This window comes from Paenibacillus mendelii (assembly GCF_024498075.1).
GTDB lineage: Bacteria > Bacillota > Bacilli > Paenibacillales > Paenibacillaceae > Paenibacillus_Z > Paenibacillus_Z mendelii.
The window spans coordinates 52,176-77,895 of the sequence record NZ_JANHOF010000001.1 but is presented as its reverse complement, the minus strand read 5'-3'; the positions used below and the strand labels follow the sequence as shown (position 1 = coordinate 77,895).

The 25,720-nt window shown below is 46.6% G+C and carries 24 protein-coding genes, 4 pseudogenes and 1 other annotated feature; of the genes and pseudogenes, 21 read left to right on the top strand and 7 right to left on the bottom strand.

The features are described 5' to 3' along the window. Window positions 1-47 precede the first annotated feature (47 nt). The 3 genes from NNL21_RS00335 (at window position 48) to NNL21_RS00325 (ending at window position 2,188) form a co-directional block, all read left to right on the top strand. Complete coding sequence (locus NNL21_RS00335) at window positions 48-623, top strand: GNAT family N-acetyltransferase (RefSeq protein WP_204815425.1); 576 nt, start codon at window positions 48-50, stop codon at window positions 621-623. A gap of 103 nt (window positions 624-726) precedes the next feature. Continuing rightward, window positions 727-1,731, top strand: coding sequence for a GNAT family N-acetyltransferase (locus NNL21_RS00330; RefSeq protein WP_204815424.1), 1,005 nt, complete (start codon window positions 727-729; stop codon window positions 1,729-1,731). A gap of 67 nt (window positions 1,732-1,798) precedes the next feature. Further along, entirely contained in the window at window positions 1,799-2,188 is a 390-nt protein-coding gene (locus NNL21_RS00325) for a Type 1 glutamine amidotransferase-like domain-containing protein (RefSeq protein WP_204815423.1), read from the top strand. Between the two features lie 67 nt (window positions 2,189-2,255). On the opposite strand, the pseudogene NNL21_RS00320 reads toward NNL21_RS00325, so the two are convergent. Beyond that, a pseudogene (locus tag NNL21_RS00320) lies at window positions 2,256-3,296 on the bottom strand (IS701 family transposase); the annotation flags it as partial. A gap of 569 nt (window positions 3,297-3,865) precedes the next feature. On the opposite strand from NNL21_RS00320, the pseudogene NNL21_RS00315 reads away from it, so the two are divergent. From NNL21_RS00315 to NNL21_RS00275, 9 genes and pseudogenes are all read left to right on the top strand, one after another. Continuing rightward, window positions 3,866-4,123, top strand: a pseudogene (locus tag NNL21_RS00315) (transposase domain-containing protein); the annotation flags it as partial. A gap of 261 nt (window positions 4,124-4,384) precedes the next feature. Beyond that, window positions 4,385-4,821 (top strand): annotated as a pseudogene (locus NNL21_RS00310) (DUF3427 domain-containing protein). 177 nt (window positions 4,822-4,998) lie between these two features. Then, window positions 4,999-5,394, top strand: coding sequence for a response regulator transcription factor (locus NNL21_RS00305; RefSeq protein WP_256555078.1), 396 nt, complete (start codon window positions 4,999-5,001; stop codon window positions 5,392-5,394). 21 nt (window positions 5,395-5,415) lie between these two features. Beyond that, window positions 5,416-5,697, top strand: coding sequence for a winged helix-turn-helix domain-containing protein (locus NNL21_RS00300; RefSeq protein ID WP_256554982.1), 282 nt, complete (start codon window positions 5,416-5,418; stop codon window positions 5,695-5,697). Then, complete coding sequence (locus NNL21_RS00295) at window positions 5,684-6,811, top strand: sensor histidine kinase (protein ID WP_204815421.1); 1,128 nt, start codon at window positions 5,684-5,686, stop codon at window positions 6,809-6,811. Before NNL21_RS00300 ends, NNL21_RS00295 begins: the two co-directional genes overlap by 14 nt. Window positions 6,812-6,912: 101 nt before the next feature. Further along, window positions 6,913-7,404, top strand: a complete 492-nt coding sequence (locus NNL21_RS00290) for a hypothetical protein (RefSeq protein WP_204815420.1) — start codon at window positions 6,913-6,915, stop codon at window positions 7,402-7,404. Further along, window positions 7,361-8,191 carry an ABC transporter permease gene (locus NNL21_RS00285; protein WP_256555077.1) on the top strand — a complete coding sequence of 277 codons (831 nt, stop codon included), beginning with the start codon at window positions 7,361-7,363 and terminating at the stop codon, window positions 8,189-8,191. Before NNL21_RS00290 ends, NNL21_RS00285 begins: the two co-directional genes overlap by 44 nt. A 27-nt stretch (window positions 8,192-8,218) precedes the next feature. Further along, a complete protein-coding gene (locus tag NNL21_RS00280) occupies window positions 8,219-8,866 on the top strand; it encodes an ABC transporter ATP-binding protein (protein WP_256554981.1) in 648 nt (215 codons plus the stop codon). A gap of 121 nt (window positions 8,867-8,987) precedes the next feature. Continuing rightward, window positions 8,988-9,530 (top strand): hypothetical protein, encoded by a 543-nt coding sequence (locus NNL21_RS00275; protein WP_204815417.1) that lies wholly within the window; start codon window positions 8,988-8,990, stop codon window positions 9,528-9,530. 241 nt (window positions 9,531-9,771) lie between these two features. Here the strand turns inward: NNL21_RS00275 and NNL21_RS00270 are convergent. Then, a pseudogene (locus NNL21_RS00270) lies at window positions 9,772-9,999 on the bottom strand (transposase domain-containing protein); the annotation flags it as partial. A 149-nt stretch (window positions 10,000-10,148) separates the two neighbouring features. Between NNL21_RS00270 and NNL21_RS00265 the strand changes: the two are divergent. Then, entirely contained in the window at window positions 10,149-10,445 is a 297-nt protein-coding gene (locus NNL21_RS00265; protein WP_204815416.1) for a hypothetical protein, read from the top strand. A 67-nt stretch (window positions 10,446-10,512) separates the two neighbouring features. On the opposite strand, the gene NNL21_RS00260 is transcribed toward NNL21_RS00265, so the two are convergent. Further along, window positions 10,513-11,742 carry an IS701 family transposase gene (locus NNL21_RS00260; protein WP_204815415.1) on the bottom strand — a complete coding sequence of 410 codons (1,230 nt, stop codon included), beginning with the start codon at window positions 11,740-11,742 and terminating at the stop codon, window positions 10,513-10,515. 474 nt (window positions 11,743-12,216) lie between these two features. Then, window positions 12,217-12,470 (top strand) — a binding site (T-box leader). Between the two features lie 73 nt (window positions 12,471-12,543). Here NNL21_RS00260 and NNL21_RS00255 point away from each other — a divergent pair. The 3 genes from NNL21_RS00255 (at window position 12,544) to NNL21_RS00245 (ending at window position 17,329) form a co-directional block, all read left to right on the top strand. After that, window positions 12,544-14,223, top strand: a complete 1,680-nt coding sequence (locus NNL21_RS00255) for a glutamine--tRNA ligase/YqeY domain fusion protein (RefSeq protein ID WP_204815414.1) — start codon at window positions 12,544-12,546, stop codon at window positions 14,221-14,223. 272 nt (window positions 14,224-14,495) lie between these two features. After that, a complete protein-coding gene (locus tag NNL21_RS00250) occupies window positions 14,496-15,050 on the top strand; it encodes a P-loop nucleotide/nucleoside kinase family protein (protein ID WP_204815413.1) in 555 nt (184 codons plus the stop codon). A gap of 137 nt (window positions 15,051-15,187) precedes the next feature. Continuing rightward, window positions 15,188-17,329, top strand: a complete 2,142-nt coding sequence (locus tag NNL21_RS00245; protein WP_204815412.1) for a penicillin-binding transpeptidase domain-containing protein — start codon at window positions 15,188-15,190, stop codon at window positions 17,327-17,329. Window positions 17,330-17,408: 79 nt separating this feature from the next. Here NNL21_RS00245 and NNL21_RS00240 read toward each other — a convergent pair whose 3' ends face one another. Continuing rightward, a complete protein-coding gene (locus NNL21_RS00240; protein ID WP_204815411.1) occupies window positions 17,409-17,774 on the bottom strand; it encodes a hypothetical protein in 366 nt (121 codons plus the stop codon). A 224-nt stretch (window positions 17,775-17,998) separates the two neighbouring features. Here NNL21_RS00240 and NNL21_RS00235 point away from each other — a divergent pair, with 224 nt between their 5' ends. Beyond that, window positions 17,999-18,592, top strand: a complete 594-nt coding sequence (locus NNL21_RS00235) for a hypothetical protein (protein WP_204815410.1) — start codon at window positions 17,999-18,001, stop codon at window positions 18,590-18,592. 121 nt (window positions 18,593-18,713) lie between these two features. Here the strand turns inward: NNL21_RS00235 and NNL21_RS00230 are convergent, their stop codons facing one another. The 3 genes from NNL21_RS00230 to NNL21_RS00220 form a co-directional block, all read right to left on the bottom strand. Then, window positions 18,714-19,334 (bottom strand): histidine phosphatase family protein, encoded by a 621-nt coding sequence (locus NNL21_RS00230; RefSeq protein WP_204815409.1) that lies wholly within the window; start codon window positions 19,332-19,334, stop codon window positions 18,714-18,716. A gap of 234 nt (window positions 19,335-19,568) precedes the next feature. After that, window positions 19,569-20,630 (bottom strand): amidohydrolase family protein, encoded by a 1,062-nt coding sequence (locus NNL21_RS00225; protein WP_204815408.1) that lies wholly within the window; start codon window positions 20,628-20,630, stop codon window positions 19,569-19,571. Window positions 20,631-20,642: 12 nt separating this feature from the next. After that, on the bottom strand, window positions 20,643-21,014 hold the full coding sequence (locus tag NNL21_RS00220; RefSeq protein ID WP_256554980.1) for a Rieske (2Fe-2S) protein: 372 nt from the start codon (window positions 21,012-21,014) through the stop codon (window positions 20,643-20,645). Between the two features lie 153 nt (window positions 21,015-21,167). Between NNL21_RS00220 and NNL21_RS00215 the strand changes: the two genes are divergently transcribed. The 4 genes from NNL21_RS00215 (at window position 21,168) to NNL21_RS00200 (ending at window position 25,582) form a co-directional block, all read left to right on the top strand. Further along, the gene (locus NNL21_RS00215) at window positions 21,168-21,953 is read left to right on the top strand and encodes a helix-turn-helix domain-containing protein (RefSeq protein ID WP_204815406.1); all 786 of its coding nucleotides are present in this window, start codon (window positions 21,168-21,170) and stop codon (window positions 21,951-21,953) included. Window positions 21,954-22,135: 182 nt separating this feature from the next. Next, window positions 22,136-22,474 carry a VOC family protein gene (locus tag NNL21_RS00210; RefSeq protein ID WP_204815405.1) on the top strand — a complete coding sequence of 113 codons (339 nt, stop codon included), beginning with the start codon at window positions 22,136-22,138 and terminating at the stop codon, window positions 22,472-22,474. A gap of 170 nt (window positions 22,475-22,644) precedes the next feature. Continuing rightward, window positions 22,645-23,319: a DUF421 domain-containing protein gene (locus NNL21_RS00205; protein WP_204815404.1), complete on the top strand. Its 675-nt coding sequence runs from the start codon at window positions 22,645-22,647 to the stop codon at window positions 23,317-23,319. Between the two features lie 139 nt (window positions 23,320-23,458). Then, a complete protein-coding gene (locus tag NNL21_RS00200; RefSeq protein ID WP_204815403.1) occupies window positions 23,459-25,582 on the top strand; it encodes a catalase in 2,124 nt (707 codons plus the stop codon). The last annotated feature ends 138 nt before the right edge of the window (window positions 25,583-25,720 follow it).

Below are 25,720 nucleotides of genomic sequence, written 5' to 3'. Positions count from 1 at the left end.
CTTTCTAAAAAGAGATCGATATTGAGAACGGACGGGAGATCAATGAAATGAATTCAATCTTATCCACGATGCGATTAGAAACGGAACGTCTCGTCATTCAGCCTTATATAGCAAGTGATCTCATCGAATCGTATGAGCTTATGCAAGATCCGGAATTGTTTACTTACATGCATATGAGTGTCATGACATTGGAAGAATACAAGGGTTTGTTTGACTGGTTGATCGAAAGTTATAATACCCCCTTCGACCAGCCGTTTAAATATTCCTTTGCTATCCGCAGCTTGGTGACAGGTGCTTTCGTTGGTTGGTGTGGTGTAGGCGTTCTCGAATTTAGCGCACCTGATAATGAATTGTATTATTTAATCGGTCGAGATTACTGGGGTAATGGGTATGCGACTGAAGCTGCACAGGCATTGACTGCTTATGCATTCGAAGTAATAGGGCTAGATAGTCTATACGCCAAGGCTGATTCACAGAACGCAGCCTCACTACGTATATTGACGAAGCTCGGATTTGAGTTCGAAAGCGTTCTTACTGATTTGCCAGATAATGATCAAGATTGTAATGGTGAGTTGAAGTACGTATTGACTAAAGAACGTCTCTACTCTATGGATTCCGTATAATTGACGATTGTGCCCATATAAGTATATCTGAATTTTACCTGTCCAATCCATCTCCCTTATGTCATCCTAGAAAGAGTATGTATATAATCTATGGGGGTTGCTCATGTCGATTACAATAAGACCGCTCCGTCTGCCGGACGATTACGAAGCGATCGCGAGATTAGTGAATACCTACTGGTCGGAGCCAACAGATGCTGCGAGGCTGGAGGAAGACGACGGTAAGCTGTATGCTGTCGGTCATACGTTCAAGGATGAGAATGGTTTTCTGGGCGGGTACGATCGGCTTAGGCAGGTTGCTGTCACAGAACTTGATGAAGTTATCGGCTACTTGTGGATATGGAGAGCGCCATGGACCGAGCCGGGGAATTTAAATTACACGATGGTCGTTGATCCGACGTTCCGTAATCAGGGTGCAGGTAAGTTGTTGTATGAACAAGCTGTGAAATGGGCTCATTCGCTCGGAGCGAGTCAGATCATGACCGATGTATGGGACGATGATGCGGCAGCACTGGATTTTGCCCGTAACCGCGGGTTTGTCGTCGACCGGCATGCATTTCAATCCGTGCTCTCATTGGAAGGGATTGATCCAACGGCAATGTACGGCGCAGATGCATGCGAACGACTAAGGCATGAAGGAATCCGGTTCACGACACTTGCCGAGGAAGGCGCTGATGAGGGAGAGCCTATGCTGTATGAGCTATACAAGGAAACGCTCGTTGATATTCCTGGTTATAGTGGTGAGGTTCCCGCAATTGCCGAATGGCGACAATGGTACTTAATGGCCAACGGCTACGCGCCCGATCAGGTTCTGATCGCCGCTGACGGAGATCGATATGTTGGTGTGACCAACGTGCTGTATAATACACAGACAAATGGTATGTATCATGAATATACAGGGGTCAGCCGCGACTATCGCAGGCGCAGTATCGGATTAGCCCTCAAGGTCATAGCGATTGAGCTGGCTGCGGCACGAAAGGCTGCCTACATTCGCACTGACAACGACTCAACGAATGCGCCGATCCTGACGATTAATCGGAAACTTGGCTACAAGCCTCTCCGTGGATCTTATCGAATGGTCGTTTCGCTGCGGAATTCGAGTATACAATAATCGAGTAGATTGACCACTTCGATGTGAAGTGGTCTTTATAATTGCATTGTGATCAAGGAGGATAATCATGACAGACAGACATTTATTTTTATTCGGTGGAGGGGCGCCGTTCAATGCTAGCTTAGGTGAAAAGTTCGCAGCATTGTCTACAAACGGGTCAAGTAAAGCAGCCATATTGTTCATTGAGCAAGATGGATGGAAGGAATACATGCCCAAGTATACCGACCTATTGGAACAACACGGCGTTACCGATTTCACATACTTCCCTCTAACTTCATCACCATCCATCGAATTCATTGGACAACTACGGTCAGCTTCAGGGATTATTATTAGCGGCGGCGATACAGAGCTTTATCGGGATTACATCGTGGACACGAAGGTCGGACAAATCATCAAAGAAATGTACGCAGAAGGCATTCCGGTCGCAGGCTTCTCTGCAGGTTCTTTAATAACTTGACTCTTGCGAATTCACATTCAAAAACCAAGAATGGACAGACTTGTAGCAGGTCAAGGAATTCTGTGGTTTAGGCAGGGATCTTGAGATGCTTAAGGATGTCGAATAACGGCTTCTTTTCTAGGGCTTGCTGATAAACATGTACGATGATCTGCCCGAAATACGCCTGCCGAATTCGATAAACCACATCCCCAAGCGTAAGATGTGTATCTTTCTTCATCCAGTCCTGACGTTGAGATTCCAAAAAGTTCTGCGTCAAATACTGAATGGCCCAAAACCGTTGGATGCCTTCAAATGAGAGCAACTGGTATTGGTCAAAGCCTAACAACTCTTTGAAATAACGATAGCCGGTTTCGATGTTCCAGCGTACGTGATAATAGCGCTGGATCGTAACGAGATCCAAGCTTAAATCCGTGCACAGGAGACAAACCTGGGGTTTGCTCGAATCAGCATAATCATCCTTCCAAGACAGCAGGACTTTGACATTTTCCATTTCGCTTAAAGGTCCTTCATATTCATAAACCCAGTACGTTCCCTGACTTTCCACCGTAACGGAGCGAAGATCAGACTTGCGAATGTACTCGGCAGCAAAATCAGCCATTGCAATCGTGATGCCGCTGACGCAGATCAGTCGATTCGTTTTTACAGCGGCGATGACATGAAACCCCTTACGGTTACAAGCGTTGATGACCTTCTCACTGGTGTACCAGCTATCCATCAGAACGTAAACTTGCTCGTCCTGGGAAGCCGGAAAGGTTTCAATCATCTCAAGGGCAAGATCATTCTTGCTTTTGAAGGGTAAGCGATGTTCATTGCAATATTCCTCACGATAATAAGGTCGGAAATCCCAGGCATAGGAACTGCTTTCGCTCACAACGTGAGCCGTAACTACGCAGTGGCACCAGACCGATTTGCCAGCCTCATGAGAATATTGAAAGCTAAGTGCTTCCATTTTCTTCGTCGAGGTTTCCTTCTTACAGCATGTATCATCCACAATGAGGAATACGAGTTGCCGAGTGTCGCCGCTCTTTGTTCGGTTGGCACGAATCTTATCCATGACAAACTGCATGCGTCGACGCTGCATGCGATTGACGCACCAAGGCGAATGGTCAAGAAATTCGTGACATTACTGAGGTGGCGATCTCCTCGGGCAGCCATTTGAATTTGCGTAATATTTTTACGTCCGGCACAAAGAATGATGCCGTGAACGAGGGTGAACAGATGACCAAGCTGCGGTTTAGAGAATTCTAGCTTCAAGGCTAAAATGAACTTGACGATTGGCAGGTAGAGGGATACCATGAGATTGGGACATCTCCTTTTCTTGGAAATTGTGGTTTGTGGTGAACAACAATTTCTCCATCCAAGGGCGATGTCCTTCTACTAGTTATCGTTTCGACGAAGCTTCTAAATTACTGGCCTTATACTGCTTTTGTCGACGGCAATATTTTCGTAATACTCAAGTTGATAGTATTAATTTGACACAAAACCACCCTCAATCAATAATTTAATTGAGGGTGGTTTTGTGTCAAAAGTTAAATAAAAAATGCAATGGGGTGGTTATTGTGTCAGCATTGGGGTGGATTTGTGTCTAATGACACAAACATGTGACATTCACAACCCCTTAATATCAAGGGGTTATTTTATTTTTGTATGCAGGTTTCTGTCATTTGTTTGTGACACAAACATACATATAAGCCGTTTGTGATCGGGAGAAAGAACTGGCTGTTCGCGAATACACCTCGCGGCGCGAAGGCCAGTAGCATCATCTATAGTGTGATTGAGACGGCAAAAGAAAACGGTCTAAATCCGAACAAATATCTAAACTATTTGTTTGAGCAACTGCCGCAGCTCGATGATCCGAAAAATACAGAAGCCTTAGATCGTCTGCTTCCGTGGTCGGTATCGTTACCGCTAACCTGCCGAGTGTTTAAATCTTAATACCAGCCTTGTTCAACCTCCCATCCTTCGACAAGGTGGGGGTTATTTGACGCTTACGTCGCCAGGGCTCCGCTGGCACGAAATGCGGCAATGCGCGCTTCCCATTTCTTGCGTACATTCTCTCTGCCATTGAAAAATCCTCCTCAAGGGTAGCTTCTGAAGAGGATTATCTCATGGTTGGAGCAAGGGGCGAAGGTGGGGAGAGTTTGACGCTTACGACAGTACCCACTGAAACGTTATCAAAAGTATACTCGCAAAGATGTGTGTAAACTACTGCTGTGGGAAAAAGACGAGAGCTCGACCGTGTATGGGTACAAGACTAAACATGGGACATGTCCAATCTATGTGACGTATCACAAGCAGGATGATGTCGAAGCAAGCATTAACTATGGAGACGAATTTCTATCGCCGTACGCTGGTATACGAGAAGTAACAGAACACTTCAGTCGGAGGAAGTGCGAACAATTCTGGATTCCGAGCGTCTGGGCATAACGTTGTATATCTACATGAAGAAGGACGACGATGAGAGCAGCGACTTTTACTACGTGGGTGAAGCGAAGTCGGATCCGGCGTCTGCTGTGGAAACCCGCATGAGCGGGAACGAAGGGCTCGAGTTACCGGTGGTGCATATGAACCTCCACTTGGCTCATCCTGTGGAGCATAGCTTGTATCATTATTTGACTGCGAAGGAACAGTAAGGATTTCATAACGCTTCTTTCAACTAGCAACAGCCTGTTTAAGTCGTCAATTAGCTGCATAGACATTATACAGAACCGATAATTCGTGTATCGGTTCTTTCTTGTCTGTTCCAGAGAACTTAACCAAAATTTAACCTAACCTGCGTTATAATATAAGGAATTGAGACGGCGGCGGTGATGGTGTTGAAAGTATTGGTTGTCGAAGATGATTTGTCGTTGCAAAAAGCAATTCGAGCCGGGCTGAGAAAATTCGGATACGCGGTCGATGTTGCATCGGACGGAGAAGAAGCTCTGCGGATCGTCGAGGTCAATGAATACGATGCGATCATTCTTGATATGAATCTGCCTAGAATAGATGGCCTTGACGTGCTGCAAGAAATCCGAAAGAACAATCAGGACATCAAGGTGCTGATTCTATCTGCACGTTCCGAGGTAGAGGACAAAATCTCCGGGCTCGACACCGGCGCGAACGACTATATGGCGAAGCCTTTTCATTTCAAGGAACTTGAAGCGAGGCTTCGGGCTTTGCTTCGCCGCAAATTCATTTTGACGGAAACGCTCATCGCCCATTGAGAGCTTCGACTCGATACCGCATTGAAGCAAGTTTATGTCAACCTGTGCAGGCTCGAATTAACGAAGAAGGAATATGGCATTCTGGAGTATCTCTTGTCAAACAAAGATAAGGTCTTAAGCGCTGGTGAAATCATCGAACATGTGTGGGATAGCGACTCCGATTTATTCTCCAACTCCTTCAAGGTCCATATCAATTCGCTGAAAAAGAAGCTTGCCGTTCACCTTGGCGACAAAGAAATCATTCGAAATACGAGAGGAATCGGCTATTTCATTGCAGAGGAGGCAAATAATGAAACGGTTTAATCGAATATCTCTGCGGCTGCGGCTTACCATTGTTATCGCGCTGATCTTAATCTTAGCCAGTACGGTGTTAATGGCCGTCTCGATCTACTCCGCGCGTAATATTTATTCGAAGGTACCTTTGATTGAAATGGTTGCCAATGGTGAGATCAGTGCGAAGCGACCGCTTCTTCGAGACCAGCCGGGACTGGCAGTCCTCCGGGTCGAACAAGATAATGAGTTTGCATCCATTAGTCTATTAAGCGTTGTTCTGGTCGTCGTTATCGGAACCGGCATTACTTACCTGATTGTGGGAAGAGCGTTGAAACCTGTTACGAATCTAGCACGGAAAATCGAGGAGATCGACGAGAATAACTTATTCAGACCGGTCAATGTAACGCCTTCTAACGATGAGGTTTCTAAATTGTCCGTTTCTTTCAATCATATGATCGCCAAATTGGAAAAAGCGTTTAACTCGCAAAAAAATTTCTCGGCCAATGCGGCGCATGAACTGAAAACCCCGCTCGCTGCGATGATTGCCAATATCGAGGTGCTGCAACTAGACGCTAATCCTACGCTTGACGAATATAAAGAAACCTTGGATGATGCATTATACAATGCACAGCGTCTAAGCAGTTTGGTGAATGACCTGCTCAAGGTGAACGCCGAGCTCCATATTACGACTTGCGAGAAAATCGATGCCAACGCCATATTCGAGTCTATCATCGACGATCTTCGTCCTGAACTTCAAAACAAGAGCATCCAAATCGAGAATTTGACTGGCGGAGCGCAGCTTTATGGAGACAAGCTGCTTCTGCATAGAGCCTTTAACAACTTGATCCATAATGCCGTCAAATACAACAAGCCAGGTGGACTTATCAAAATCGTTGCGACAGAGACCGACGACAAAACCCGTATTGCTATATTCGATACAGGAATCGGCATACCGGACGATCAAATCGAGAAGATCTTCGACCCTTTCTATTGCGTAGACCCTTCCCGATCAAGAGAACTCGGAGGGAGCGGGCTGGGACTATCGATCGTGAAGTCAGTCATCGATAAGCACGGCGGCGAAATCAAAGTTCAAAGCATCGAGGACATATCTACCACATTTGTCATTTTCCTGCCCAAACCATAGATGAACGGCCTGCCGGCAACTTCGGCGGGCCGTTTTCTTAACCGTTATTTAACTTTGCATGCCTTATGCTTGACTCATTAAAGAAGTCAAGGAGTGAGGAAATGTACTTAATCAACAAAGCCATGAAAAATTTACTACGCAACAAGGGACGCAACAGCATCCTATTCCTGATGCTATTCATGGTGACTTTGGCTGCCGTTGCAAGCCTGACGATTTACAATACGACTATGGAGGTGAAGGAAGAAACGGAAAATTACTATGCAGGTGAAGTGTCGATTACGCAGGTCAAGGGGAAAGAACTTGCCGTATTTCCAACGACCGCAGAGTACGAAGCGTACATACGCAGCGATTACTTGCAAAGCTATGTATTCTACAAAAGCATACCCGCGACAATAGAAGGGTTGAAGGTGCTGGATGGCGATTACGAGGAAGGGGAGAACGAGAACAACGGCGTTCGCAGGTTGATACAGGCTAATTCCCATGTTTATGGCATGCTCGACGAACGAGCTACGGATGATTTTACTTACGGCGATAGGAAAGTGATTGAAGGTGCTTTCCCTGAACGAAGGAATGATTTCCAGCGAGCTGGCTGAACTCAATAACCTGCATATCGGAGACATGCTGCATGTAACCGTTGCGATTAGCGGAATAAAGCAACAATTGAAAATTTCAGGGATATTCTCGGACGCCATCGTTGCTAGAAGTAATAATAATTTCCATGCACCGCAGTTTAATAGGAGGAACGACGTTATTACGAGTTATGACTTTTTCAGCCAGATTCCCAATGAAGCAGTACGAGACTACAAAGCCTTCTTGTTGAAGGATTCGGCCGACCTCCATGCTTTTCAGAATGAATTGTATGAGAAAGGTCTTTCCATTAGCCTATATCTAAAGAAGGATACGGACAGAAACGACGAAGCCGTTGAAGGCATAAATGAGATGCTGACGATCGTTAAGCAATTCTTCGAACTAATTGCGATTATCGGAATCGGCGTCGTGTTCCTGATCAATGTGCTGGCGTTAAGGGAAAGAAAATATGAAATCGGCGTACTGCGAGCTATCGGAATGTCGAAAATTAATGTCTTGACCTTACTCCTCTGCGAAATGTTGATCCTAGCGCTCATAGGCTCCGTTCTTGCGCTCCTAACGGGGATATTCGTCAATCCATCGGTGGTCGATGAAATGAAAGAAGTCATATTGGGGGGACATCTTCCATCAGCCCTGATGTCTGACATTATCGGGATCGATGCCTCGCTCTCTGGACTCGTAATTCTGGAAGTGATTGTACTTTCGATATTGCTTGTGTTCATTGCCGGCACTATGACAATCGCGAGCATTACGCGTTATGATCCCGTGAAGATTCTATCTGAAAGAAATTAGGGGGAGAACAAGATGACGGTACTATCCATGAAAGAGGTTTCGTTTACCTATAGAGGCAATGAAAAAAAGGTGTTAAACCACATATCCGCCGATTTCGAAGATGGAAAAGTGTGTGCAATCGTTGGGGAATCGGGGTCGGGCAAGACGACTCTGCTCTCTCTTATTGCAGGTCTTACAAGCAGCTCATCCGGTGTTATTGCCTATCAAGGCAAAGATATTAAGCACATGAACAAGGACCGCTATCGTTCCAATAAAATCGGCGTCATCTTCCAAAGCTACAACTTATTGCTAGCAGATACGGCGGCGGAAAACGTAATGCTGTCCATCCAACTTGGCGGGAACAAGGTAAAAGGTAAAAGCCAGCTCGCTTACGTGCTATTGGCGAAGGTTGGGATCGACAAAGAAAAAGCGGATCGCAAAGTCTTAAAACTATCTGGCGGAGAGCAACAAAGGGTTGCCATAGCACGCAGCTTGTCCTACAACCCGATCCTTATCATTGCAGACGAACCCACAGGCAAATTGGATGAAAAGAACGAGAAAGGCATTATGGACATAGTGCGGAATTTAGCTCACATTGAAGGCAAATGCGTCATCCTTGTTACCCACTCGGCTTCCGTTACGGAATATGCGGATGTTGTTATGGAAATTAGAAATGGCAGCTTGAGTCGAAGATAGTTGTTATTGCAGAGGGGCGGTTGCTTACAAATTGAAGATGAGTCCATTAATAGATACAATTAACTTGAATTCAAATTCATTTAAGAAAAATAGAAGCAGCTTATAAGGAGGGCCTTCAAATATGAAACATACCGTACTGGTATTTATAAAGTGGGCGTTTGTACTGATCTTAAGTATCCTTGGCGTCGCATTGCTCATAGCGGGAAAGATTGGCGCCGGAGCCATGCTTATATGTGCGGCTGCAATCATCATACTGCCGTTGGGCCGGCTCATAAAAAATGCCCGAATTTTACGATGGGCGCGCATCGTCGTGGTAGCAGTTCTTTTTATGCTTGCGATTCTAAGTGTATCTAGCACTGACATCCCGCTTAAGGACGAAACGTCCGGATATGTTTTTATCGATCAAATTTCCTCTATCGCTCAGGATGTGCGAGACAAGCTTTTCGGGAGTAGCGAGCCCATGCAAAAGCCGCCTAATATTACGAAAGAAGCCGCATTTACATATACCAAATGTATGCGCAACTATGGCATAACCGATTTTCCCGATCCAGATTTCAGCGACGGGGGAACTTCGTTCGAAGGCATATCCAAGCTTAGCGCATCAGTAGAAGATATAAGGAAGGCGGGCGCCTCCTGCGAACACATTCTTAAAGGGAGCGAATAATACGGCAGCAACTTCCAGTTCAACTAATTCTTGATTATCACCAAAAGCTGTAGTAGATGTGTTCCGCTTAGCTTCTCTCTCCGTTAGGATGGGAACACATCAACCTTACAGGTGACTATGTATGGAATCTAAAGCAGCGAGTCGGTTGAATTGTGCCTAAACTTGGATGAAAAGAACGAGAAAGGCATTATGTAAGCGAAAAATAGTCCCCACCTAGAAATCAGATGAGGACCAGATTAGTCTATTTTTTGAATACGCGACACATCAGCGGCAGCGTTTGGGACCATGGAAGCAAACGGTCAATCGCTTCCTCATCACGGAAATCCGGCAATTGGGGTAGCGTCTCAAATAGATAGGTCAAATAGTTGAGTGGATTTAAGTTGTTCTCCTTCGCCGTTTCGACGATGCTGTAGATGACCGCACTTGCCGTTGCACCGCGCGGTGTGTTCGCGAATATCCAGTTCTTTCGCAATAACTTATAACCACTGGAGAAAATCAGTAGAAGGTTTGAATAAACATTCAGATGTAGATCGTAGAAGGTAAAGGGGATATCCAACAGATAACTATTCAAGCTTACATACTGTATCAGTCATAGATTTTCACGAGATCAATAATGTATTGATAAAATGGACAAAAACAGAAGATAAAAAGAATGATACAAGATATCAAAGCACAGTAGCTACCAAGTGGTTAGTAAATCAGATCATAAGCTTGTTGGTCAGCAATCATTTTGAAAACTGGTTAAGATTCGCTGGTGAGAAGAAATATATGGACAGCGGCAAAGTTTATTTACATTTTAATTTCAAAACAAAATATAACAATTTACCATTTTACACTGTTAGAGTACCGGATGAAATTAAGGATGAAAATGAAATTGAATTACATTGGTGGGTTGAAAAGGATTTAATAACTTGAGTATTGCGATTTCCGACGAGACTTTCGAAAAAGGACAGACTTGTAGTAGGATGGGGAACTCGGTTGCTCAGGCAGGTATCTTGAGATGCTTAAGGATGTCGAATAGCGGCTTTTTCTCTAGGGCTTGCTGATAAACGTAAACGATGATCTGCCCGAAATACGCTTGCCGGATTCTGTACACCACATCTCCAAGTGTAAGGTGCTTGTTGTCCTTCATCCAGTGGTGACGCTGAGATTCCAAGAAGTTCTGCGTCAGATACTGGATCGCCCAAAATCGCTGAATACCTTCAAATGAGAGCAACTGATATTGGTCAAAACCTAACAGTTTTTTGAAATAGCGATAGCCGGTTTCGATGTTCCAGCGTACATGATAATAACGTTGGATCGTAACGAGATCCAAGCTTAAATCCGTACACAAGAGACAAACTTGAGGTTTGCTCGAATCGGCGTACTCCTCTTTCCAAGACAGTAAAGCTTTGACGTTTTCCATTTCGCTTAATGGTCCTTCATATTCATAAATCCAGTACGTTCCCTGACTTTCCACCGTAACGGAGCGTAGGTCAGACTTGCGGAGATACTGGACAGTGAAATCAGCCATAGAAATCGTTACACCGCTTATGCAGATCAGCCGGTTTGCCTTTACAGCAGCGATCACATTAAATCCCTTGCGATTACAAGCATTGATGACCTTTTCACTGGTGTACCAGCAATCCATGAGGACGTAGACCTGATCGTCTGGCGTAGTTGGGAAGGCCTCGATCATTTCAAGAGCAAGATCGTTCTTACTCTTAAATGCCAAACGGTGTTCATCGCAATATTCTTCACGGTAATAAGGACGGAAATCCCATGCATAAGAACTTCCTTCGCTTACAACGTGAGCAGTGACAACGCAGTGGCACCAGACGGATTTTCCAGCTTCGTGTGAATATTGAAAACTGAGGGCTTCCATCTTCTTCGTTGAAGTCTCCTTCTTACAACACGTGTCATCCACGATGAAGAATACGAGTTGCCGAGAGTCACCACTTTTTGCATGTTTCGCGCGAATCTTATCCATTACGAACTGCATGCGTCGGCGCTGCATGCGATTGACGCACCATGGCGAATGGTTCAAAAAATTCGTGACATTACTGAGGTGGCGATCTCCTCTAGCAGTTTGCTGAATTTGCGTAATATTTTTACGTCCGGCACAAAGAATGATGCCGTGAACGAGGGTAAACAAATGACCAAGCTGCGGTTTAGATAATTCCAGCTTCAAGGCTAAAATGAACTTGACGATAGGCAAGTAGAGGGATACCATGAGATTGGGACATCTCCTTTTCTTGGAAATTGTGTTTGTGGTGAACAACAATTTCTCTATCCAAGGGCGATGTCCTTTTTCTGTTTAATCATTCGACGAAGCTTCTAATATCCTGGCTTTAACCGGACTTTATCGACAACAATATTTTCACAACACTCAAGTTAATAAGTCCAGAAGTGTGCGTGATCCCGCCAATCGACAATAGAAAGAATGAACATCTCTTCTTACAAGGGTTAGGCTTGATAAGTCATTGTGTGATAAGTGTTCACTTCTCGAAGTGGAACGAAGATAAGAACTTACGAGCAGCTCTTACTAAGACCAATCTATTGCTGGGGTATGGAATCGACGATGATTCAGGTGTGTACTTTAAGGACGAAATCTTAGCGCAGACCGCGGGGCAAGTCTATTTTTATAACCACCCCGAGAATAACGGTTTACTTAAAAGGGAATGATTTGTTATCATATAAGCAATAATCAAACGCGATGATGAGAAGAGTAGGGAAGAACGTTCTTGTACAGAGAGCTCCGGCAGCTGAAAAGGAGCAAAGAACTTCTTCCCGAACCAAGTCTCTGAGCAGCATGTCGGAACCTTCACTGGGGATGCCATGACGGGAGCTCCCGTTATAGAGCTAGAGTATAAGCATTCCCTGCAATGCCGTACTTGAAGAGGTTAATATGGCGACATATTAATGAACCTGGGGTGGTACCGCGAAAATTTCGTCCCCAAGACATGAGGTCTTGGAGGTGAAGTTTTTTTTGTGCTGATTTACCCCATATCACGTTCATTAGGAGGAGCCGGCAATGGATCATGAGAAGGTGCACCATAACGATAACTTTTTGTTGAGACTGATAAGTGAGGAGCTTGAAGCTGGCGGGTTCGGCAGGGACATGTGTACGCGATTTCCCCCCGAGCCGAATGGTTATCTTCATATCGGAAGCGCTTATGCCATTCACACGAATTATACAATCGCCCAGAGGTTTAATGGAACATTTCACTTACGGTTTGACGATACGAATCCTCTTAAGGAGGATATCGAGTATGTGAACGCGATCATCGAGGATATCAAGTGGCTGGGCTTTGACCCGGAAAATCATATTTATTACGGTTCAGACTACTCGAATGAAATCTATAACGCGGCCGTCACATTGATCAAGCGCGGGAAGGCGTACGTCTGTGATTTGACGCCGGAGGAAGTAACGGAGTATCGGGGGACATTGACGGAGACGGGTACTAATAGCCCGTATCGTGACCGGTCAATCGAGGAGAATCTGGCTCTTTTTGAGTCCATGAAGAATGGTAACTATCCAGCCTCCTCCAAGGTGGTTCGTGCCAAAATCGATATGAGCTCGCCGAATATAAATCTGCGTGACCCCGTTATTTATCGAATTATCCATGCGGCTCATTACCGCACAGGGAATAATTGGTGCATCTATCCGATGTATGATTTTGCCCATCCCATTCAAGATGCGATAGAAGGCATCACCTATTCCTTATGCTCCATCGAATTTAAGGATCACAGGCCATTGTATGAATGGGTCCTGCAAGAGCTGGAAATCCCTGAGCCTCCGCGGCAAAGGGAGTTCGGCCGATTGAGCTTGACGGGTGTCGTAACGAGCAAACGGTTTCTGAGGCAGCTTGTAGAAGGGGGTTACGTAGATGGTTGGGACGATCCCAGACTTCCGACGCTCCGCGGCTTTAGAAGGAGGGGATTCACGCCAGAGAGCATACACAGCTTTATTGAGGAGATCGGCAGCATCCGAACCCAAAGTACGGTAGACATCTCACTGCTGGATCATTGCCTCAGGCAGGATTTGAAAGCCAAAACCGTTAGCGTCATGGCTGTGTTACAGCCGCTCAAGGTCGTTATTACTAACTACCCAGAGGATGACATGGAGCTGCTGAAGATTGAGAACAACAGCGAGAACGAGGCGTTAGGGAGTAGAGAGGTTCCTTTTAGCAGAACCATCTATATCGAGCGGGAGGACTTTATGGAGCAGCCGCCGAAGGGCTTCCACCGGCTGAGTCCCAATACTGAGGTCAGGTTGAAGGGAGCGTATTTCATCAAGTGTGAGGAAGTCGTCAAGGACCCGGAAACTGGTGAAAATACAGAGCTCCGCTGCACCTATGACCCCCTCACGAAGAGCGGTACCGGATTTACGGGGCGGAAGGTGAAAGGGACGATTCATTGGGTCTCAGCCGAGCACGCGGTCAAGGCTGACGTACATCTATATGAGAAGCTGCTTCTGGATGATGATATTCCGAAGGACGATATCGGCGCTTGGACGGATGTAATCAATCCGGAGTCTCTTGTAGTCTTAGAGGATGTATTGTTGGAGCCTTATGTTGATCATGCCCGGCCTGAGCACAAGTTTCAATTTTTCCGCCATGGCTATTTTTGCGTAGACAAGAAATTCACTACCGGAGACCGGCTTGTGTTTAATCGTATTGTACCGTTGAAAGACACCTGGAATAAAAGGTGAAGGACTTCTGATTGCCCGAAGGTATGAATGTACAAAAGGATCCGCCGAAGCGGGTCCTTTTTCATTTCTGCAATTATTATAACCATATTCTACCTTTCAACGAATAACGATTAGGTTACAATAAATTTAGAAGAAGACTATAGGAAGCGTTTAATACTACGTATCCTTGAAGTTGAATGTGGCCATTTGAACCTCAGGTGTCTAATCCAAGTGATGTGAGGTGCCAGAATTCAATGTATAGCTTTAAGAACTGAAGCAGGAGGAATTCATTTATGCAGCAAAAATTGCCTTTATTTATTGTAACTGGTGCAAGTGGTGTAGGGAAAACAACGGTTATGGAAGAACTCCGCATTCAATTGCCAGATTTTGTGATCCTCAGCACAGATAATGATCTGTTTGGCGAGACGCCGTTAGACTATCAAGGTAGATTTAACCTGCTCCTGCGAATCGCTTATTTCGTCGCTCGATCTGGTAGAGGTACGGTTATATGCGGCACGTTTATGCCTTGGGATGCACAGAAATGTGATCATTATGATCAATTTAGCGATGTCTGCTTCATTAATCTTCACTGTGATGACGCAACGCGCAATACGAGACTTCGCAATCGGGAAGATAAAGCGATGTGGACCGATGACATGCTCCAGCAGCATGAACAATTTGCCCAGTGGCTTCTAGATAATGCGGAGACTGCCTATAATCCGCCCATGCCCATTATCGAGACGACTTCCACACCGCCCGCAGCGGTAGCAGAGCAAATACAAAGCTATGTCACGCTAAAGTGGGACGAATGGAGAGCAGCTCAATCCGGATTGAACAATGATCATTGAGTGTAAAGGGCCACGTATATGCGTGGCTTTTTGTTATGGGAATCGCGTGAATGCCGATTCTATCAATCCCAAAATTATGCTAATATACTAGATACAAGTAATTCAGTATGTTGTCATGATTGGAGGAATGAACCCCGATGGGGAAATTGATCAAGAGGCGCTCCTTAGTCTTAGGGTTGTTTCTTTCACTAATATTCGTCGTTCTAATTGCGAAGGTATTCTGGGTCCAGGTGGTGGATGCGGATAAATATGTAGCGGCGGCTCAGAAATACTGGTTGAAGTCAGAGATCCTGCCTGCCCAGCGGGGGGAGATTCTCGATCGAAATTCAGTTGTATTGTCACGAGACGTTCCTGCATATAATGTGACCTTAAATCCGGACATCCTGATCAAGCTCGGAATGGCAGAAGAAGTAGCCGGGAAGCTGTCTTCGATCTTATCCAAAGATAAGACCGAGCTGTTGGAGGGATTGTATAAAAAGAGAGAGAACGGATCGTATTATATCAGCAGGGATATCCGGCCGGAAGGCGTTCATATCGATAAGAAGAAGGCCGAGCTAGTATTGGCGTATAAAGAAAGCTTACAAAAGAAGCTAAGCAAGAAAAAGAATGTGAAGAACGTTGATGTTGGCATTTATATCTTTCCTACGGCCAAACGGTTCTATCCGAACGAAAGTCTTGCTGCACAGTTAATCGGGTTTGTGGACCTTGATAAAAAAGCGAGCGGGGGCATCGAATCCGCCTTCGATACAGAACTATCGGGTACTGCAGGCATCTATAAGTACTACAGAGACGGTAATGGCATAGGGATCGATGCGGGAGAGGTGCTCTATAAGCCCGAATTAGATGGCAGCCAGATTATGTTGACCATTGATACAAACATTCAATTTTTTGTGGAACAGGCGTTGAATAAAGTCGTTGAAACGTATGAACCCAAAAGCGCGACCGTAATCGTAGCGGACCCGTCCACAATGGATATATTGGCCCTTGCGAATAGACCGACCTATAACCCGAATCAGTATTGGGAGGTATCGGATTATGCCTCCTTTTATAATCACGCTATTATGTCCGAATACGAACCCGGCTCGACCTTCAAGATTGTCACGTTAGCGGCAGCCATTGAGGAAGGCTTGTTTGATCCGTATGATAAATATCAATCTGGCTCGATTTCTGTTCCCGGAAAAATCATACATGATGTGAAACGGGAAGGATGGGGGCGCATCTCGTATTTAGAAGGTTTAAAACGATCGAGTAATGTGGCTTTCGTCAATCTAGGGTATAAAAAACTAGGAGCGGATCGGTTGACCGATTACATTAAAAAGTTTGGATTTGGCGAAAAAACGAACATTGAACTAAATGGCGAGGGTTCGGGCGTATTAAAAATGAAGTATCCTGCCGATTATGCTGCGGCGTCCTATGGGCAGGGCAGAATTCAAGTGACTCCTATGCAGCAAGTAGCTGCAGTAGCAGCTGTTGCTAATGGCGGCAAGCTTATGGAGCCGCATATCATCAAACAAATCGTACGATCATCGGATAATATGACGATTGCGACGAAACCTAAATTCATCCGTCAAGTCATCTCATCGGACACGGCTAAGCTTGCCGGAGATTACCTCGAACAAGTCGTATCGGACCGCAAACTGGGTTCAGGGAAATATGCTGCTATTGAAGGCATACGCGTTGCAGGTAAGACAGGTACGGCCAATAAGGTTATCAATGGGGCATATGCGAAAGGGAAGCACGTTGTTTCGTTTATTGGGTATGCTCCGGTGGAAAACCCTAAGGTCGTTGTTCTAGTTATTGTTGATGAACCTAAGGATGAGTTGGGAGGAGGAACGGTTGCAGCGCCTGTCTTCAAGGAAATCGTGAGTCAAACCTTAACCTATATGGGTGTTCATCCGACATCTCAGCCAACAACCAGCCCGAGTATGAAAGGGACGATTAAAGTATCCGAGTTACAAGGGAAACGTATTGAAGAAGCCAAGAAAAGAATTGGCCAGGATTCAACGATAACGGTATTAGGAAAAGGCTCGACCGTTCTGGACGTATTCCCTTCCACGGATTTCAAACCATCGGAGGGGAATGGAATCTATTTGATCACCGAAAAAATAGAAAACATCCCGTTACCGGATATGACAGGCTTATCTCTGGTAGATGCGATAAACTTAAGCTCCTTGTATAAGTGTAAAGTGATCACAACTGGAGAAGGTTACGTTGTTAGCCAGAAGGTGTCCGGTAGTGACGGCAATCGAACCATAAGCCTTCAATTGAAGGCCAGATAAGGAAGCGACAATGGCCCTCACCAGCGTTCTGATCCACGAATGGTATCGGAAAGAAGGTGAGGGCAAGTCTGTTTCTTGATTAAATCAAGCGATAACCGGCCGGCAGGGTGCCGGTGTTCCGAATGTTCCGAATTTGCGCCAATGTCAGCCGCTCATTGGTTGAGATAATGGATTCGACGTCGTTGCCTGCAATGAAGTCATCAAGATCTGCAATATTGCGGTTCCCCCGAAATACCCGGAAGTTGCCCCTGAAGCCGATTCTGGTAAATACAATTAACGTGGCATTGCTGCTCGTAGAGAAGAATCGAAGACTTTCGATCCCATCCAGAATCGAATCCGTATTTCGGATCCCGAGGTTCCCGCGATAAATTCTTCTAGCGCCAAGGAAATTCTCTTCTGAATAAACGGTTAACCGCGGGAAAGTTTGCGAAATCTTTGCTTTCATCTATATCCCTCCTCTCCTCTATCACGTTATGCCACTTTAAGAACATTCGTGTGGACGAGTCCCCCTTATAGCAAGGAAAATAGGTTTCCTTGGCTCATATGAAAGCGGTTTTGAAAGAATGAATTTTTGCATATACAGGAAACATTTTACAGATAACTTGCGTTTAATTAAGCAATACCGGTTTAGTTGAACGAAACCAAAGGTTCATGAAATGGATGGTGTCTATGCGTATTAAAGAAGCAAAGCCTGTGAAAGTATTCGCCGCGTTGGGCATGATAGCCGCTATTATGGCAAGCAGCACAGCCGGAGCTGGGATTGGTTACGCCGAGAAGCCAATTATAACGAGTTCCACTCCATCGTATGATGTACAATCCTCCCCCGTGATCAAGCCGTCCTGGAGCTTGCCGCTTGCCAAATTCGATCAGGGCGGATATTCCTTTCCTGTTACAACTGCGCTTGCTGAAGAAGGCCGCGTCTTTGACTATCGGCCGCTCTATCGCGTCCATGAGGGGAGACTGCTTTATCAGAATCGGCTTGATTACTCTATCAGTGTGATGAAGACGGCCAACGGAGGTAAGTACCAATTTCCAAGCGGGGTAAGACCGGTGCAGACGGATCTGTACGGCAACGGTCTCTTCATCGCCCGCGCCGATGGTATGCTGGAAGCGTATAATTTCACGACATCAAAACCCGTGTTCAGCGTGAAGCTGGGTGCTCGTAATTTCGTATCCACGCTGAAGTCCGGCAATATGATTTACGTCCGCGCCGGCGGGACACTGTATGCGGTGAAGCTTCCTGCGAGCTTGTTGAAGGGATAAAGGAACGAACATGATGGATGTATAACAAGGCCATCATATTCTGTTCGAATAAATGAGATCAATAATGGTGAAGACCAAATAAAGCAAAGAGCAGGACGCGCGGCGCCTGCTCTTTGCTTATTTAAGACAACGTAATGCCATCCTGAATTAGGTGGGTGATATCCGCAATGCTATGAACAAATAGTTGATTTTCCCGAAAGAAGATACGATGAATGCAGCCGTTAGGTTGATGAATCTGTATTTTCTCAAAGGTGGGCATACCAAGAATGGACTGCAGAAGCATCTGATTCAGTGTCCCGTGGAGGAAGATCGCAAGTCGTTTCCCCGAATAACGCTCTTGTAAGGCAAGCAATAAGCGGTCGGCTCTGCGCCTGGCCTCATACAGATCTGGATCACTCGTATACTGCCATCCTTCAGCTTCCATATCTTCACCGAATACCGCCTCCGGGAATGATACACACATTGCTTCAATCGAAGGTCCGACATAATGCGGTCCCGTGCGTACCTCACAGGCATTTTTCCAGACTTCAATGGGAAGCCCTAACTGTCTGGCTGTAGGCGTTGCCGTTTGTAAGGCCCGATGGAGTGGACTAGCCGCCAGCACATCAGGTTGCAATGCAGCTACCGCGCGGCTTACGCTTAATGCCTGCTGCCTCCCAAGCGCTGTCAAAGGCGGATCCGGCATGTCAACGGTCGATATATTTCCCTCAGATTGACCATGTCTAACAAGTATCAGCTCCATGCGATTGAACTTCCTTTCTCTACCTGCTATTTTCATTCATTATACGTCGACCGCCCAAATTTTAGCAATCTAGCACTTGGAATTGAAGTGCATCTGAAAGAATTGCAGTAATACAAGAAGCATGTGGTTGACCGATCGCCATCATGCAGCGAAACACCGCTCACTGGAAGCTGAGCGGTGCGGAGAGTCCACGACTGACATGTTCTATGAGTCAGGTAGAGAATCTTAACATTGCTATAATTTGAATAACTGCTTGGCATTCTCATAGTATATTTTGCGTTTCATCTCGGCCGGCATCGCTTTGAGTATGGCATGCGGATCATCGAAATCCCAATGCGGATAATCCGAGGAGAACAACAGCATGTTCTCGGCATCAATCATATTAAACAGGGTGATGAGATCACCCGGGCGTTCTGGTTCTTCGATCGGCTGCGTAGTTAAGTAGCAGTGCTCACGAATGTACTGGCTCGGCAGCTTCTTAAGCCATGGGACCTGTGCGCGCAGCGCTTTGTAATTTTTGTCTAAGCGCCACATCAGATGGGGCAGCCATGCTACACCGCCTTCGACAAGGACGAACTTCAAGTTCGGGTACTTCTCGAACACGCCTTCACAGACAAGGCTGACGAGATGGGCCATGAAATTTTGTGAGAGGCAGGTATGCCATTCCAGGTAGTAGCTCGGATAACCCGCGGCAGTAGGGCCGTTCGTACTGCCAGCCCCTTCGGTACCGGGATGAATCATGACTGGCAATCCTTGACGTTCCGCAGCTTCGTAGATAGGATGGTAGAACCTTTGACCGTAGGGCATGCGGGCAGCGCTTGACATGATGACCGCCACCATGTCCGGATGCGGTCCCATACGGTCGATCTCTCGAGCGGCTAAGTGAGGATCAAGTGTCGAGACGGCAATCGTGCCCTTGAAAGAGTGATGCTTGCCGATCCAGTGGTCGAGCATAAAATCATTGTAAGCCGATATAATCGCGGCGGCGTAATCGGCATCATGCCCGCTTGAGGCATCATACATGCTGCCTGTCAGAAGGCAGTAGTCGATTCGGTGTTGATCAATCAGCTGCTCGACGAGAAAGCCCGGGTCTGACCCCGCAGGACCGCCGCCGGGAGGCGTGGCATCTTTGCGAGGAACACCAACGGGTGAATAATACCCGCTATAGAGTGCGCCGGTTCCGGATTCAATAAGCCTTCTCTTCATCGCATCGGGCATATAGGGCACCAAATCCATGTGGCTTCGCAGTGAGTTATGCACATCGCAATCTATGATATTGATCGGTTGCTTGGTCATGTGATTTTCTCCTTATTCACGTTTTGATTGGGCTCCAAGGATGAGGCCGATTTGTCCATCCTGTACAATGACCTCGAACCGCTTAGCCTTCACCTGCTCATCAAACAGTGAGCAGCCTGTCTTGATGTCGAATTCCCAGCCATGCCACGGGCAGCGAATGATTTCCTGATCTTTACCGTAAATAAACTCATATACATGCGATTCCATCGTTGTACCGCTTACAAGTCCCTTGCACAGCTCGGCACCGTAATGCGGACAATAATTGAGCAGTGCATAGTATTTCCCCCGGATGTTAAAGATTCCGACTGAACGTTTACCCACTTGCACGATTTTCCGTTGTCCTTCCGGAATTTCTTCCACCGCAGCCACGAACTGAACATTCACTACTGCATTCCTCCTGGTCAGATAACTCATCTCTATGCCTCTATCGTACGGCTTCTTCTTGACAACGACCATAAATAAAACAACAATGAGTTGTACAATTCTACAATCATATTTTCTTCCGAATAGATGGAAAAGTAGGTGAGGAGAACAGAAATGTTAGAGATAGATGCCGTCTTTTTCGATGATCGTATTGAACATTGGCAGATTTCCAGTCTGATGACCACTAAGCCGATATTGGCGTTAATCACGAACGGAAATTTAATCTATGAGCTTGATTCCACAGTCGTTCCGTTAACGAAAGGGGATGTCCTGCTCATTCTTCCGGGTACCGTCCGTACCGGCTATCATGAATCATCTGCGCCGCATCAGAAGTACGCGGCTATATTTCATCTTATTCTTCCTCCTGAGCACCCTTTCTTCCATTTCACAAAAGGGGCGGGATACCGGTTATTCCGTCCGAAAGGATTCGAGTATTTGCGGCAGCGTTTCTCAGCCTTATACCGGATGTGGCTGAGTCAATCCGCCTTCCGCGATATGACAAGCGTTGGCATTCTCATGGAGATTGTAGGCATGTTAATGCAAGAGTTGGAGCAGCATGACATTCCTACGCACAAGGCGGCACTGTCTAAGACGATCGAGCATTATATCGTTCGCCACTTTAAGGAAGAAATTCGATTGCAGGATCTTGCGCAGCTTGTAGAACGGACCCCGAACTATGTCTCGACCATATTCAAAGAAACCTCGGGGCAAACGCCGATTGAGTTTATGCATCATATTCGGATCACGACTGCTCGTCATCTACTTCTTCAGACGAACATGACCATTACCGAAGTATCGGATGCGCTCGGTTATTGCGATCCCCCTTACTTTAACCGGATGTTTAAGAAGATAGCAGGGCATGCTCCTTCTGAACTGATCAAGCAAAGGAAGGAGCAGTAGCTTTGTTAATCTTCCCGAGGTCCGAGATAGATAGAATGTGGGTTAGAATTCAAGCTTAAAGTGCTGTGACGGTTGTATATATGATAATCAACCAGTGTAAGCCCAAAAGATTCTCACTTGCATGAATTTGATAGTATGGAGAGGTAGGATGCCTTAAAGAACATAAATGAGGGAGTGAAATCATGAAACTAAATCATCTTAATCTCACAGTGAACGATGTTAAAGCGGCTCGAGAGTTCTTAGAAAACTATTTCGGGCTGAAGACCGGGAACATGCGTGGGGATTCATTCGCAGCATTGTTCGACGACGACGGGTTAGTGCTCACCTTGATGAGAGGCGCTCAGGTCAGCTATCCCAAGACTTTTCATATCGGATTCATTCAGGAGAGTGAAGAGAGAGTGAATGAGATCAATCAACGCTTGAAGGAGGATGGGTTTCATGTGGAGGCACCGCAGAGGGCGCATGGCTGGACATTCTATGTAGAAGCACCTGGCGGATTTACTGTCGAGGTTCTCTGTTGATGGCTTGGTTTGACAGTGAAGATTATAAGCAGGAGCAGGTGCCTTGGCGCCTGCTCCTTTGTATTTCACCCACTATTCTAATAGATACTGACCTGTTTCTTATACGCAAGAGGGAGTTTATTAAAGCTTAATAATCTTAGATAAGTCTCTAATAGGAAAAGGGTGGTTGAATGTATACGATCATTCTCGTGAAACTCGCGATCGGCTTCATTGGTCTTTGGATCATTACATTCGTGATCGGGCGGAAGGAGATCGGGCAGATCACGCCATTCGATTTTTTCACCTCCATCCTGATCAGTGAAATTGTAGGCAACACACTCTACGATAAGAATGTAACGTATGCTCATTTGATCTATGCGCTTGCGCTTTGGGCATTATTTGCTTATTTAATCGAATTCTTAACGGTGAGATTCGTGAAGATTAAGCGGCTAACGGAAGGCAGGACCGTATTGCTGGTCGAACGAGGAGAGATCAATCAGCAGTTAATGCGTTCCTGTAAATTGGATTTCAATCAGCTGATGACGATGCTTCGAGAGAAGGATATCTTCAATCTCGTTGAAGTGAATTATTTGCTGTACGAGACGAATGGAACGATCAGTGTGATCAAGAAACCGGAGTTCGATCAGGTCCGCGTCAAGGATTTGAATCTTCGCGCTGAGCCGTCATCGCTATCCATACCCGTGATCGAAAAGGGAGTCATCCAGACGGAAGCACTCAGAGGCAAGTACGTGCCGGAGGAGAAGATCCGGAAGCTTGCACGTGAACAAGGATTTCAGGATATGACCAGGATCGCATATGCGGAATACAACGAGGACAAGGACGAGCTGACCATCATTGACAAATAAATCGAGCTTATGGTTTAGTGCTCTGTCAGCAGTCTATCCATGCTTAATAATAGATGGACAAGGGTAATAGTTGTCGGGTCCAACCTTACATACTAGCGCAAGACCCGAGCAACCTGATTGACAAGGAGGATGTAAGAGAATGAGCATGGACAAAAGCGGCAAGCCTGAGCAAACCATGAAGGACAAGCAATTGAAAGCATTCACTGTGGAAAGCACGGGAGAGAAGCTGACCACGAATCAAGGCCTCCGCGTCTCCGAGGATGAGCATTCCCTGAAGGCTGGAGAGCGGGGTCCGACCTTGCTTGAAGACTTTCATTTCCGCGAAAAAATGACCCACTTCGACCATGAGCGTATTCCCGAGCGGGTTGTGCATGCACGCGGCTTCGGCGCTCACGGATATTTCGAAGTTTATGAATCGATGAAGCCCTATACACGAGCCCAATTTCTGCAGGATCCGGGCGTGAGGACGCCGGTATTCGTACGGTTCTCCACAGTTGCAGGATCGCGAGGATCGGCAGATACCGTTCGCGATGTGCGCGGCTTTGCCGTAAAATTCTATACGGAGGAAGGCAACTACGATCTCGTTGGCAACAACATGCCGGTCTTCTTCATTCAAGACGCCATCAAGTTCCCGGATTTCATCCATGCCGTTAAGCCTCAGCCGCACAACGAAGTGCCGCAGGCTCAATCTGCACATGATACGTTCTGGGATTTCGTCGGACAGAATACCGAATCGACTCATATGGTCTTCTGGGCGATGTCGGATCGCGCACTTCCGCGAAGCTTCCGCATGATGGAGGGCTTCGGCGTGCATACGTTCCGCTTCGTGAACGAAGAAGGCGAAGCCCATTTTGTGAAGTTTCATTGGAAGCCTGTGCTTGGCGTACACGCCACTGTCTGGGATGAGACGCAGAAGATCGCCGGCAAGGACCCCGATTTTCACCGCCGCGACCTATGGGATGCGATTGAGTCGGGCAATTATCCCGAATGGGAACTCGGGGTACAGCTCCTGAAGGAAGAGGAGGAGTTCAGCTTCGACTTCGACATTCTCGATCCGACGAAGCTGTGGCCAGAAGAGCTTGTGCCAGTGCGGCTGATTGGCAAAATGACGCTCAACCGCAACACCGACAATTTCTTTGCGGAAACCGAGCAGGTTGCTTTCCATCCGGGACATGTCGTGCCGGGTATCGACTTCTCGAATGACCCGCTCTTGCAAGGCCGGTTGTTCTCCTACACAGATACGCAGCTCAAGCGGATTGGCGGCCCGAATTTCCATGAACTGCCGATCAACCGTTCAATCGCGCCGGTTCATAACAACCAGCGCGACGGAATGGCGCGTATGACGATCAATCCGGGACCAGTCGCCTACCATAAGAATTCACTAGCCGGCAATTCTCCGGCTCCGGCTTCCGAGCAGGAGGGCGGATACAAGCACTATGCTGAGAAAGTCGAAGGCCGCAAGGTTCAGGCTCGCAGTGACAGCTTCAAAGACCACTACTCCCAGGCGACACTGTTCTACAACAGTCTATCCGACGTCGAGAAGCTGCATCTGACCAAGGCGTTCCAATTCGAGCTTTCGAAGGTGAATAACAAGGAAGTCCGCCAGCGGGCAGTCGATGTGATCGGCCAAGTAGATTCGGATTTAGCGGCTATGATTGCCGATGCGATCGGAGCAATGGCGCCGGTGAATGGCCGTACGGCTAAGGATTCGTTCCGTTCACCCGCACTCAGTATGGAGAACAAAGCGAAGTCGCCAAAGACCCGCAAGGCAGCCGTACTTGTGGGCAACGGAGTAAAGGACGAAGTGCTGACATCGGTGTTGGATGCCTTGAGCGAAGCTGGCGTGATCTCTGAGCTGGTTAGCTTGAAGCTGGGTTATGTGGTTAGCGACGGCGATAAGCAGCTTGAAGTGAAGCATACGTTCGAAACGACTGACTCTGTCTTATTCGACGCCGTATTGGTGGCCGGCGGGCGTCAAAGTGTGAATGAGCTGCTGACACAACCGCTGGCTGTCGACTTCGTGAAGCAGGCGTATCGTCACTTCAAGCCGCTGGCGGCGCTGGGTGAAGGCAGCGAGCTTCTCGCTGCATCTGGCATCGGGGCAGCAGCGCCTGATGGTGCGGAAGCCATCAGCTCCGCAAAACAACCGTCTGCTGCCGAGCCGGGTATCGTCATTGCGGACAAGCTGGATGCCAAGAGCACCTTCAGCGAGGCGTTCATCGAAGCCATTACGGCTCATCGTCATTGGACACGTAAGGTATAGATTTACTAAACTCGCTTACACATCATACAAATTAATTGAAAGCACCTCCATGTAGACGATTAGTCTATGTTGAGGTGCTCTTCTCTTATTTGTCCGAGCAATGAAAAGAGGGTTGAGCAGTAAGATCTGCTCAACCCT

Excerpts from the sequence above, each read along its gene's own strand:
- NNL21_RS00335 (WP_204815425.1), top strand. The coding sequence starts at position 48 with ATGAATTCAATCTTATCCACGATGCGATTAGAAACGGAACGTCTCGTC.
- NNL21_RS00330 (WP_204815424.1), top strand. The coding sequence starts at position 727 with ATGTCGATTACAATAAGACCGCTCCGTCTGCCGGACGATTACGAAGCG.
- NNL21_RS00325 (WP_204815423.1), top strand. The coding sequence starts at position 1,799 with ATGACAGACAGACATTTATTTTTATTCGGTGGAGGGGCGCCGTTCAAT.
- NNL21_RS00305 (WP_256555078.1), top strand. The coding sequence starts at position 4,999 with ATGGTGTTGAAAGTATTGGTTGTCGAAGATGATTTGTCGTTGCAAAAA.
- NNL21_RS00295 (WP_204815421.1), top strand. The coding sequence starts at position 5,684 with ATGAAACGGTTTAATCGAATATCTCTGCGGCTGCGGCTTACCATTGTT.
- NNL21_RS00290 (WP_204815420.1), top strand. The coding sequence starts at position 6,913 with ATGTACTTAATCAACAAAGCCATGAAAAATTTACTACGCAACAAGGGA.
- NNL21_RS00280 (WP_256554981.1), top strand. The coding sequence starts at position 8,219 with ATGAAAGAGGTTTCGTTTACCTATAGAGGCAATGAAAAAAAGGTGTTA.
- NNL21_RS00275 (WP_204815417.1), top strand. The coding sequence starts at position 8,988 with ATGAAACATACCGTACTGGTATTTATAAAGTGGGCGTTTGTACTGATC.
- NNL21_RS00260 (WP_204815415.1), bottom strand. The coding sequence starts at position 11,742 with ATGGTATCCCTCTACTTGCCTATCGTCAAGTTCATTTTAGCCTTGAAG.
- NNL21_RS00255 (WP_204815414.1), top strand. The coding sequence starts at position 12,544 with ATGGATCATGAGAAGGTGCACCATAACGATAACTTTTTGTTGAGACTG.
- NNL21_RS00250 (WP_204815413.1), top strand. The coding sequence starts at position 14,496 with ATGCAGCAAAAATTGCCTTTATTTATTGTAACTGGTGCAAGTGGTGTA.
- NNL21_RS00245 (WP_204815412.1), top strand. The coding sequence starts at position 15,188 with ATGGGGAAATTGATCAAGAGGCGCTCCTTAGTCTTAGGGTTGTTTCTT.
- NNL21_RS00240 (WP_204815411.1), bottom strand. The coding sequence starts at position 17,774 with ATGAAAGCAAAGATTTCGCAAACTTTCCCGCGGTTAACCGTTTATTCA.
- NNL21_RS00235 (WP_204815410.1), top strand. The coding sequence starts at position 17,999 with ATGCGTATTAAAGAAGCAAAGCCTGTGAAAGTATTCGCCGCGTTGGGC.
- NNL21_RS00230 (WP_204815409.1), bottom strand. The coding sequence starts at position 19,334 with ATGGAGCTGATACTTGTTAGACATGGTCAATCTGAGGGAAATATATCG.
- NNL21_RS00225 (WP_204815408.1), bottom strand. The coding sequence starts at position 20,630 with ATGACCAAGCAACCGATCAATATCATAGATTGCGATGTGCATAACTCA.
- NNL21_RS00215 (WP_204815406.1), top strand. The coding sequence starts at position 21,168 with ATGTTAGAGATAGATGCCGTCTTTTTCGATGATCGTATTGAACATTGG.
- NNL21_RS00210 (WP_204815405.1), top strand. The coding sequence starts at position 22,136 with ATGAAACTAAATCATCTTAATCTCACAGTGAACGATGTTAAAGCGGCT.
- NNL21_RS00205 (WP_204815404.1), top strand. The coding sequence starts at position 22,645 with ATGTATACGATCATTCTCGTGAAACTCGCGATCGGCTTCATTGGTCTT.
- NNL21_RS00200 (WP_204815403.1), top strand. The coding sequence starts at position 23,459 with ATGAGCATGGACAAAAGCGGCAAGCCTGAGCAAACCATGAAGGACAAG.